Annotated in this window: 12 protein-coding genes; 6 read left to right on the top strand and 6 right to left on the bottom strand. The window is 34.3% G+C overall.

Translation table 11 applies throughout. The features are described 5' to 3' along the window. Positions 1 to 62: 62 nt before the first annotated feature. Positions 63 to 722, bottom strand: a complete 660-nt coding sequence (locus tag V7024_RS18765) for an oxidoreductase (RefSeq protein WP_335522636.1) — start codon at positions 720 to 722, stop codon at positions 63 to 65. 75 nt (positions 723 to 797) lie between these two features. Next, the gene (locus V7024_RS18760) at positions 798 to 941 is read right to left on the bottom strand and encodes a hypothetical protein (RefSeq protein ID WP_335522634.1); all 144 of its coding nucleotides are present in this window, start codon (positions 939 to 941) and stop codon (positions 798 to 800) included. A 272-nt stretch (positions 942 to 1,213) separates the two neighbouring features. Between V7024_RS18760 and V7024_RS18755 the strand changes: the two genes are divergently transcribed. Next, on the top strand, positions 1,214 to 2,152 hold the full coding sequence (locus V7024_RS18755; protein WP_335522633.1) for a metal ABC transporter substrate-binding protein: 939 nt from the start codon (positions 1,214 to 1,216) through the stop codon (positions 2,150 to 2,152). 303 nt (positions 2,153 to 2,455) lie between these two features. After that, positions 2,456 to 2,926 carry a GNAT family N-acetyltransferase gene (locus tag V7024_RS18750; protein WP_335522631.1) on the top strand — a complete coding sequence of 157 codons (471 nt, stop codon included), beginning with the start codon at positions 2,456 to 2,458 and terminating at the stop codon, positions 2,924 to 2,926. A gap of 30 nt (positions 2,927 to 2,956) precedes the next feature. Here V7024_RS18750 and V7024_RS18745 read toward each other — a convergent pair whose 3' ends face one another. Further along, positions 2,957 to 3,907 (bottom strand): CobW family GTP-binding protein, encoded by a 951-nt coding sequence (locus tag V7024_RS18745; protein WP_335522629.1) that lies wholly within the window; start codon positions 3,905 to 3,907, stop codon positions 2,957 to 2,959. A gap of 165 nt (positions 3,908 to 4,072) precedes the next feature. On the opposite strand from V7024_RS18745, the gene V7024_RS18740 reads away from it, so the two are divergent. Further along, the gene (locus V7024_RS18740; protein WP_335522627.1) at positions 4,073 to 4,975 is read left to right on the top strand and encodes an aldo/keto reductase; all 903 of its coding nucleotides are present in this window, start codon (positions 4,073 to 4,075) and stop codon (positions 4,973 to 4,975) included. Between the two features lie 40 nt (positions 4,976 to 5,015). On the opposite strand, the gene V7024_RS18735 is transcribed toward V7024_RS18740, so the two are convergent. After that, positions 5,016 to 6,488 (bottom strand): flavin monoamine oxidase family protein, encoded by a 1,473-nt coding sequence (locus V7024_RS18735; RefSeq protein ID WP_335522650.1) that lies wholly within the window; start codon positions 6,486 to 6,488, stop codon positions 5,016 to 5,018. Between the two features lie 180 nt (positions 6,489 to 6,668). Between V7024_RS18735 and V7024_RS18730 the strand changes: the two genes are divergently transcribed. Continuing rightward, positions 6,669 to 6,860 carry a DUF3896 family protein gene (locus V7024_RS18730; protein WP_098918647.1) on the top strand — a complete coding sequence of 64 codons (192 nt, stop codon included), beginning with the start codon at positions 6,669 to 6,671 and terminating at the stop codon, positions 6,858 to 6,860. Positions 6,861 to 6,943: 83 nt separating this feature from the next. Beyond that, complete coding sequence (locus V7024_RS18725; protein WP_335522623.1) at positions 6,944 to 7,360, top strand: DUF1259 domain-containing protein; 417 nt, start codon at positions 6,944 to 6,946, stop codon at positions 7,358 to 7,360. A gap of 92 nt (positions 7,361 to 7,452) precedes the next feature. On the opposite strand, the gene V7024_RS18720 is transcribed toward V7024_RS18725, so the two are convergent. After that, the gene (locus V7024_RS18720; RefSeq protein WP_335522621.1) at positions 7,453 to 8,718 is read right to left on the bottom strand and encodes an MDR family MFS transporter; all 1,266 of its coding nucleotides are present in this window, start codon (positions 8,716 to 8,718) and stop codon (positions 7,453 to 7,455) included. A gap of 73 nt (positions 8,719 to 8,791) precedes the next feature. Then, positions 8,792 to 9,250: a DUF3939 domain-containing protein gene (locus V7024_RS18715; protein WP_335522619.1), complete on the bottom strand. Its 459-nt coding sequence runs from the start codon at positions 9,248 to 9,250 to the stop codon at positions 8,792 to 8,794. A gap of 298 nt (positions 9,251 to 9,548) precedes the next feature. Here V7024_RS18715 and V7024_RS18710 point away from each other — a divergent pair, with 298 nt between their 5' ends. Then, positions 9,549 to 10,589, top strand: a complete 1,041-nt coding sequence (locus V7024_RS18710; RefSeq protein ID WP_335522618.1) for a YkvI family membrane protein — start codon at positions 9,549 to 9,551, stop codon at positions 10,587 to 10,589. The last annotated feature ends 167 nt before the right edge of the window (positions 10,590 to 10,756 follow it).

Here is a 10,756-nt window from a genome sequence, read left to right as displayed (position 1 = left end):
CCGATTGGTTCAACTAATAAGCAGTGGGGGATGAAAAATCCCCCACTACTTAAAGTTTCACTTTATTTCATCTTAGCAATTTCCGGAGATTCATGTATATGAACACCAGATTCTTCTCGCAGCGCTGTTACATACATTCCTTTTGCTACTTGCTCTGCTGAAATCGGCTTATATTTTGAAAAAGACCTCTTAAATAAAAACGGCATAATTCCCGAAACTTTTTCTCCCATTCTTTCTCCAAAACGAAACTCGTCTCGCTCTCCAACTAAAAGAGAGGGTCTAAAAATATGAATGCCTCCTATGACTAGTTTTTTTATATCTTCCTCCATCTGTCCTTTTACTTGCGAGTAGAAAAATAGCGACTTCGGATTTGCTCCTAACGAAGAAATAACAAGAAAGTTTTGTACCCCTTGTTCTTCTGCTACACGAGCTGCTCGTAATGTATAATCATAATCAACCTTTTTAAAATTTTCTTTCGTCCTTGCTTTTTTAATTGTCGTACCAAGACAATTAAAAACATCATCTACAGCAAAAAACTCTTTATATTGTTCCAAAATCGAAAAATCTACCTGCTTTTGTTGAAGCTTTTCATGTTCCCAGTCTAGTGATTTTCTCACAAAAATTGTAACTGAATCATAATGATCTGAATCAAGCAATAACTGTGTCACTTCTTGTCCAACTAAACCACTAGCTCCAAGTACTAAGGCTGTTCTTGTTTTCATTCTTTTCCATACCTCTTTATCTTCTAATCTCTCTCTATCATAAGCAAAGCATAATGCAGTATGCAAGCGCTTTGTTTACTCTTTTTCTTCTTTTGGTACCTCAGTAATTGTACTTGTATCACCTAAATTTCGAATAAGCGCTTTCAAAAAACAAAGTACACATGATAATGGAAAAATAACAGCCAATATTAATAAAATCGCTTCACTCATATATCCCATTCACTCATCTCCTTCTCAGCACCCTCTATCACACTATATGAAGCGACTGGCAGCATATATGCAAAAACAAAGAAAATAAACCATAGCATTGTGACAACTTTAGAACAAATCACAAATCGTAATCATTATTATTTATTGCAACATTGGCAAAGATGTATTATACTGATTCAGGAGTATAAAGCGTAATTATTACGTTTTACAAAAAGAAAGATATTCTTTCTTTTATGTTGGAGAAAATACATTTTAGAAAGTAAAGAAACGAGGCAAACAAAATGAAGAAAAGATCAATTATATTTTCATTCGTACTAATGTTTACCCTTATATTTGCTGGATGTTCAAACAAAGATAATACAGCAAATAAAAAAAATGGTAAACTTTCCGTCTATACAACTATTTTCCCTTTAGCTGACTTTGCAAAAAAAATCGGCGGTGATTATGTAGAAGTAACAGCTATGTATCCACCAGGTGCAGATTCTCATACGTATGAGCCAAGTCAAAAGCAAACTGTACAAGTTGCCAAATCAGATTTGTTTGTGTATAACGGAGCTGAATTAGAGCCATTTGCTGAAAAAATGGAAAAAGCATTAAAAAATGAAAATGTTAAAGTTGTAAATGCATCAAAAGGTATCGAACTACGAGCTTCAACTGAAGACGAACACGAGGAAGGTCATAAAGAAGAACATCATCATGATAAAGATCCTCACGTTTGGCTAGATCCAACACTTGCCATGAAACAAGCTGAAACAATTAAAAATGCACTTGTAGAACTACAACCAGAACATAAAGAAGAATTCGAGAAAAACTTTGCTGCACTGCAAACAAAATTCACAAGTTTAGATAATCAATTTAAAGAAGTTGTTGATCATGCAAAAACGAAAGAAATATTAGTTTCTCATGCAGCATACGGATATTGGGAACAACGTTACGGTTTAAAGCAAATTCCAGTTGCAGGTATTTCTGCTTCTGATGAACCATCCCAAAAAGCACTAGCTTCTATCACAACAACAGCAAAAGAGCATGGATTAAAATATATTTTATTTGAAACATTCTCTACACCAAAAGTAGCAGAAGTCATTCAAAAAGAAACAGGAACGAAAATTTTACGCTTAAATCATCTTGCAACTATCTCCGATGATGATGCGAAAAAAAATAAAGATTACTTTACATTAATGGAAGAGAACATTAACACTTTAAAAGAAGCAACCAATTAATATAACAATTTATTTCTGACCGCTGAAAAATGTTTCTGCGGTCTTTTCTTTTGCCATTGCTCCCTAATTGTCTTGACTCAAAAAAAACAAATAGTAAAATTATTCATAATGGTTATGTAGATGTCCGGTTTAATTCTTTGGACATCTAAGTCACCACTACACAGAATACAGCGTGACCTGCACACGATTTCTCCTTTTGTTTTCAATCTTGCATGTGGTAGTAAAAACACTGACTTTTTCAATACGCAGTCAGATACTTCCCTACTAACATAGTTATAATAAATAAGAAAGTGAGATGAAACTATGAATCTTCACATTTGTGAAGTAACAGCATCAAATTGGCGTTCAGTCGCTGCCCTAAACGTAGCTGAAGATCAACGACAATTTATTGAAAGTAACGCATTTTCTTTAGCTGAATCATTATATGAAGGAAATGCAACATCGTTAGCTTTATATGATAGAGAAACACTTGTTGGATACGCAATGTATGGATGGTATTCTCAAAAAAATGAAAGCATATGGTTAGACCGGTTAATGATTGATCACAACTTTCAAGGAAACGGCTACGCGAAACGATTTCTCCGTTTATTAATTTCATATTTACAACAAAAATATCAATGCAAAAAGATTTATTTAAGTCTTCATCCTAATAACAAATTAGCAATGAAACTATATGAATCGTTCGGCTTTCATTTAACTGGTGATATTGACGATGAAGGTCCTGTTGTTGGAGTTGTGATGGAGTTGCTTTTAGACAAAGTAAAACTTGCATAAAGTAATATAAATAAGCCTGCAAATGCAGGCTTATTTTATACATTCTTGAAAATGTTTTTGAAACCATTCTTTATTTAGATTTTTACCAATAAAAACAATCTCACTTACCCGCTTTTCTCCATCGTGCCACTCTCTATCATAGGAAGCCGCAAATAACGTATGTACCCCTTGGAACACAACCCGGCGATTTACTCCTTCAATAGACAATATTCCTTTATATCGATACAAATACTCTCCTAATTCTTGTACAACAGCTGACATCCATTCATTTATTTTTTGTAAATCAAGAGGACGCTCTTCTCTTAACACAAAAGACTTTACCCCTTCTAAATGATGCTGTTCTTTATGCGGATAAATTTCTAACTTATCACGTGTTTTAAATGTTTGTATGTTTAATAATGAAGGGATATCTACTTCACAATTTGTTGTTGGGATTAATTTTGCAGTTGGATTGATCCCTTGTAATTCAATAAGTAAATTCTCCTTTTCTTCCCGCTCTACTAAATCTAATTTATTTACTAATACTACATCAGCAAAAGCAATTTGTTCCTTTGCTTCTAACCCTTTTTCAAAGTGTTTTTGTATATGATAGCTATCAACTACTGTTACTACACCATTAATTTGGTATGCAGACTGAATGATAGGGTCTAAAAAGAAAGTTTGAATAATAGGGCCAGGATTTGCAAGTCCAGTTGTTTCAATTACTAAACCTTCAAAATCCATTTTCCCTTCCGCTTTTACTTTTAGTAAATGCTTTAATGCGACAAGCAAATCTTCACGTACTGTACAACATAAACAGCCGTTTGTCATTTCCATAATCTCTTCTTCTACATTCATAATTAATTGATTATCGATACCAATTTGTCCAATTTCATTTACAATAACCGCAAGCTTCTTACCGTGCTCTTCAGATAAAATATGATTTAATAAAGTTGTTTTCCCCGATCCGAGAAACCCGGTTAATATTGTTACTGGAATCACGATTCTACATCTCCTTGTAATATGTCTAATTCCATAATTATATCATAGGTTATCTTTTTATTTTTGAATATAGAACATATTAGTTGTAGGCATATCCACACAAATATATAATAACAGTATATAAGAAAACCTTTTCATATACACCAGCAAGGAGGACCTACATAAATGGAACGAATTCAAATGGCTCAAAACCTAGAATTTTCTCGAATTATTCAAGGGTTTTGGCGTTTAGCAGAATGGAATATGACAGATCAAGAATTACTCTCTTTCATTGAATCTTGCATGGAGATGGGCATTACAACGTTTGACCATGCCGATATTTACGGTGAATATACATGTGAAGCTTTATTTGGAAAAGCGCTTCAATTAAAACCGAGTTTGCGTAGCAACATGGAAATTGTTACAAAATGTGGAATCGCTCCCCCATCACCTAAATTTCCAGAACGCTACGTCGCTCACTATAATACAAGTACGGAACACATTATAAAAAGTGCCGAACAATCACTACAAAACTTAAATACTGACTATATCGATGTATTGCTTATTCATCGCCCAGATCCATTTATGAATCCAGCAGAAGTTGCCGAAGCTTTTTCTCGTTTAAAACAAGAAGGAAAAGTACGTCACTTCGGTGTATCAAACTTTCTGCCGTCCCAATTCAATATGTTAAGTTCATATTTAGATTTTCCGCTCATTACAAATCAAATCGAAGTATCAGTTATGCAGCTTGAGCATTTCGAAAAAGGTACGATTGAACAGTGCCAAGAAAAGCGAATTTCTCCTATGATTTGGTCTCCTCTTACTGGCGGTGAAATTTTCAAAGGAGAAAGTGAACGTACACTTCGCTTACGCCGAATACTAGAGAAGATTGCTACTGATTTTGACATTGCTGAAATTGATTCGATTATGTATGCATGGTTACTCGCTCATCCAGCTAATATGTTACCGATTGTTGGCTCTGGTAAACTAGAGCGTATCAAAACAGCTGTTGAAGCAACAAAATTAACATTGGACCGTCAACAATGGTTTACTATCTTTGAAAGCTCAAACGGTCATCCTGTTCCGTAGGTACATAAACAGGACATAAGATTTATTCTCATGTCCTGTTTTACATCTCTAGTTGATTTATTTCTGCTGCACTCCGAATTCCTGATTCAATTGCCCCTTGTATCCAGCCATGATACAACGTAGTATGGTCACCTGCAAAGTATATTCTTCCTTCTGGTTTCACAATGTGAGGATATAATTCTGATTCTTGGGTTGCCTGAAAGATTGCAAACCCTCCTAATGCGTACGGATCTAATGTCCAGCTCTTCGATATCCCAGAAATAAATTCATCATACACTTGATTTCCAAGTATTGTTCCTAAATTTTGCAAGGTATAATAAATACGGTCACTTTCAGATAAACCATCCCACAATAATGCATCATACGACCATGTATAACTCCCTAGTACCATTCCAGGCCCTTTTGTACCAATTCCATAGCTTGGATAATATGCATAACGAATAGGTAAATCGGTAATAATGCGGCCACCAAGTTGACCTTGTTCTTCCCAAAAACGACTTTTAAATTGTATTCCAATTTTCGTCGCAGCCATGTAATGTAGCTCTCGAATCGCTTTCCACTTTTCATGAGAAACAGAATCATACGGTTCTATTTCAACAAATCTCATTGTTGTAAACGGAATGGTGACAATGACAATATCCCCTGTAATACTGCTATATTCGAACGTTTTTTCATTACGACAATATGCTGTAACTCCTTTTTCATGTTGCTTTAGTTTCATTAATTTTTGTTGAAAGATAATATCATCTTGTAGTTGCGGTAAAAAAGATTTGGGCAATGCGTCGTTACCACCTTCAATTTCATAAAAACCTGTAGATTGCTGTAAAATATAAATAAATCGCAATGTTTCTACAAAAGACCTTTCTAAAAACCCTTCTAAATCAAGAAGTACCCCTATCATCTCTACAGTAGCTGGCGAAAAAGGCACCTTATATTGGTGAGGATAATCCTTTAAAAACTCTGCTGTAGAATACCGTTCAAAATCTTTCTCTACAATACTCCAATTTTTTTCCGGATCTCTTTTAATAAAATCAAGAATTGGTTGTATTGCTAACATCAACAACTCTTCCGATGATTTTCCTTCTTCATTCGCTGCAACTGGATAACGTAAAATACTCGGATTTTCCTCATATTGTTTCAATGTTGTTTTACGTCCATTTGCATATATAATGTCCGTTTCATTTCGATTAATAAATGGATGTATCCTCAATCCAAACCTCTTATTATATGCAAGTGTTAGTTCATGTGTATAAGGAATCCGCATGGCTCCAACATCAAGATATAAACCTGTTTCTGGCATTCTCATCGTATAAATACGCCCACCAATTCGATTATTTGCTTCTAATATTTTCACACGATGACCAGCAGCCTTTAATAATGATCCAGCCACTAATCCAGCCATGCCCGCTCCAATAATAATAATATTTTTCGGCACTGTCGTTTTTGGTAAGCCATTGTCAATAATAGAAACCATCTCATTTATTGTAAGACGGGATTGCATATTCAATCGCATCATCCCTTCCCTACTCATCAACACAAATTCATAGTTCAATGCATTGTATTCAAGGGAAGGATGTATCATACTTCGATTTTCTGAATTTCCAAAAAAAGTTCAAGGAGTTATGCACTTATTTCTGTTATTTATCCGTATAATAAAAATGAAGATAGAAAATGTAAGGAAGGGAATGGTAACATGAAACGCTCTTACAACTATCATGAGATAAAAAAACAATTAGAAAACCAAAAATCTCAGCTATGTAAACGATTAAAAGATGTGAAATTAACAGAAAGTGAACGCAATGAAATTAAAAGAATGGTTGATAATTACGATTACATTCTTACCTTAGTTGAAATGAATCATTTTGAAAGAGGAATTGCTCACTAAAATAGGTGTACAAATTATGAAGACATAAAGGTTAAAAATAAAGTGAAAATTCCCATTCCGTATAATAGAGGGAGATTTTATTTATGAACAACTTTAATGTTCTTTGCGAACAATTTGCTACAATTCTGAAAGGGAAAAGTAAAATCCACCAAAATTCTTGTTCAGTATCTTTTCATCGTAATTTTAAGGTGCTTGTTCAAGGAAAACCGAGTATGTCTGTAGTACCTGTCGGAGTAGGCTTCGAATCTTTGGATCAAAATGGTAATACGTTGAATTTAGGCGAAATTGCCGTTTTGCAAGAAGAAATCCCCTCATTTATGCAATCAATTATACAACAGGGGATTATTGTAAGTGCCTTGCATAATCATTGGTTATATATGAATCCATTAATCATGTATATTCATGTCCAATCAGTAGAGCCACCATTACATTTTGCAAAAAAAATGGCAAATTCTTTTTCGGTCCTTAGTAGCTATCCGATTGCTGATAATGGGAGTTAATGTATAACAAAAGAGATGTTTAAAACATAACAAATGCCCTCTTTTGGTGAGAGGGCATTTGTTATACATACTTATTTTCATATTTACTTAGTTTACTCATTCATCACCTTTTTCACCTGAACTTTTCGTCCTTGTAACAACTGGAACATCACAAAATATAAAAATGCACTTAAAAACGCAAGTACTGCAATGATATAGAATGTGTATTGATAACCAATCCATGCTGTTAAAGGAATCGCAATTGGTGCAATTGTTCGGCCAACAGACCACCGAAGTGTTGCTGCCGCAAAATATTGTCCTCGCATATGTTCAGGTGCTAATTTAGAAACGAAACTATTTTGAATTCCAACAACCAATAGCTCGCCGAACGTGAAAATGAGCATAGCAATAATGAGGCCCCAGACTGATACAGTGTGTGGAAAAATAACCATCGCTATTCCGTACGTAAGAGATGACAACAAAAAGACAGTTCGCTCAGAAAAGTAATTTGCTAATCTCGTTACATAAACAGTAAATAAAGCAACCAAAAATCCATTTTCCGCAATAATCCAACTAAACAATTTCTCACCATTTATCATCAGATTAAAAAACTCTTGCGTAGGTACATTTTCTTTTATGTATACAGCTAACAATAAATCCAGCTGTGTAAAAGTCTGAGCAACAAGAATACCTGCAACAATGAACAACAGAAAGACACCGTCTTGAAAAATTATTCGATAATTCTTTATCTGTTCATTCACAACAGTAAGCCATCCACTTTGCTTTTCTACTTTTGTTTTATTCTCTGGTAACGTCTCTTTTATAAACTTAAGTAATACAAATGCTAATATAAAATTAATGATAACGCTCGCCAGTAACAATTCAAAACGATAAGAAAAAAAGAAAAACGCTCCTAAAATCGGTCCCAACACAACATTAATATTTATCATTGTATAAAAAACCGCAAATACTTTACTTTGCTGCTCTTCAGGTACTAAATCTGCAACCATTGCTGCACTCGCTGGATAATATAAAGAACCCATAATACCAATAAGAGAAAAAGCTGCAAATGTTAAGAGAGGCGATTGCAACCATGGTGAATTAGCAAAAGCAAATAGTACAAAGGCAACACTTTGTACAAATGTAGCAATCACCATCATACGCTTACGGCCATATGTATCCGCTAAATATCCGCCTACTAAGTTAGCAAAAACAGACAATACTTGCGACAATACAAGTAATATTCCGGCCGTCGTTTTCCCTAGTTCTTCCGCAAAATATATCGCCATAAACGGAAGAAGCATCCAAAAGAAAAGTCCGAAGAGCCATTCCCCTACTAGACGAATCTTTAAATTTAAGTCCCATTCCTTTAGAATCATGAAGTTTCCTCTTCTCTACACCTTCCGCATGATGCTTACAATAAAGAAACAACAATACTTCATTGTTGTTTCTTTATCGTACAGTGGTTGTATTTATTTTATCAGGTTTACTTGTCACTAAATAATGTTTCTCTGATACATATAAATTTCGGTCTAATCCTTTTTTTAAGTATGGACCTAACTTGATCGAACAAATAAGGCGATTTTCATTTCCTTCAACGATTGGAAAAACTTCCTTTTCCGTTACATATTGATCCACAGCACGTTGTACATCATCAATTTCTTTAACAAGCGTAAGGTTTTCCTGTGTACGTTCAAAGACTTCAAGTGTCTCCTTTGTAATAATAAATGTATTCGTAGGAAAAGCAGGTAAATAAGGTTTTAATAAGTCATAATTAACCGTGTAGTCATCATTTACTAATACTGTATATATGACATTAGCATTCGCTTCAAGAAATTTTGCCATAGCAAGTTCTAATTCATCTTTCGTAATCTCTCTTTCTTCCTTACCTTTTTTAAAAAAGCGAAACATCTTCTCCGCCCCCTTTTTCTTCATTATACCATAAATTACAAGATAAATATGAATAATGAAAAAACACACCCTGTCACTAGTCTCACATTTTAAAAAATCGTATAAAATTATCACTTTATCGTATGTTTGTCCAAACTCTTTCATATGTATGAAATTAAGTAAAGTTTTCAGTAGGTAGTGAAACTTCTCCTATTTCAAAATGGAAGAAACGACTGATGAATGTTTTACTTTATCCCGCATTACTCTCAAAATCTATGTAACAAATAAATCAGCTCATAACATAAGAAAGAGGGATTACATGGATAATCAGCAATGGAAAGTAGCTAAAAAAATTGCTGCTACTTATATAGGGACTGTCGTTGGAGCTGGATTTGCAACTGGAAGAGAAATCGTTGAGTTCTTTACAATTCATGGAACATATGGAACAATCGGCATTTTAGTTAGCGGCATTTTCTTTATTTGGATAGGTACAAAAATGATGATGCTTTCTTCACAAATTAAAGCATTTTCTGCTCAAGAGTTTAACAAATATTTATTTGGTGATGTTTTTGGGAACGTTGTAAATATTTTATTACTTCTCGTATTATTTGGTGTGACAAGCGTCATGCTTTCTGGAGCTGGAGCGGTATTTGAAGAGCAACTTCGCCTCCCAAGACAACTTGGAATCTTCATAACGATACTCGCTTGTATTATAATTGGCAGCCGAGGATTACAAGGGGTATTCGAAGTCAATTCACTCGTCGTCCCAATTATGATGACTTTTATCGTGGGGTTATCTATTACAACACTCTTTCATGATGTATCTTCTTTTTTCAACATGACACCTACTGAAAATTGGAATATCAAATGGGTTACAAGTCCAATTACATATGTTGCACTCAATCTCTCCCTCGCTCAAAGTGTACTTGTACCATTAGCAAGTGAAGTCAAGGACCAGAAAGCCATTAAATGGGGTGGTATGTTAGGCGGGGCGGGGCTGTGTTTAATTTTATTATGTAGTCACTTCGCCATTTTATCTGTCGAACAATTTTATCAATATAATATCCCGATGGCAGAAGTTGTACGTCGCTTCAATGCTACTTTTCATTTCTTTTTTGTATTAATTATTTTTGGAGAAGTATTTACAACTCTTGTCGGTAACATATTTGGTATGACGAAACAACTTCAATCTATCACCGGCTGGAGAAGTAACATCATTATTTATTTCATCTTACTGATTAGTTATTGTTTTAGTTATATCGGTTATAGTGAATTACTTCATATGTTATATCCTATGATTGGATGGATTAGCTTAATCCTTCTTCCAATTATTGCATTCAAACAACAGCAAAAAACATAAAGTGAAACGGCTTATCCCTCACTAAGAATTCGTTGAACAAATTGGGCATGCAAAGCGAAAAGCACGTGAATTATCTTATTCACGTGCTTTTTTCATTATACTTTAAATCTTTCAATTAATATTTGTAATTCTTCAGCCATTTGTGATAACGTTCCAGCTGCTGAACT

This window comes from Bacillus sp. JJ864 (assembly GCF_036963045.1).
GTDB classification, from domain to species: Bacteria; Bacillota; Bacilli; order Bacillales; family Bacillaceae_G; genus Bacillus_A; species Bacillus_A pseudomycoides_C.
The sequence above is the reverse complement of the archived record's forward strand: the minus strand, read 5'-3'. Positions and strand labels throughout refer to the sequence as shown.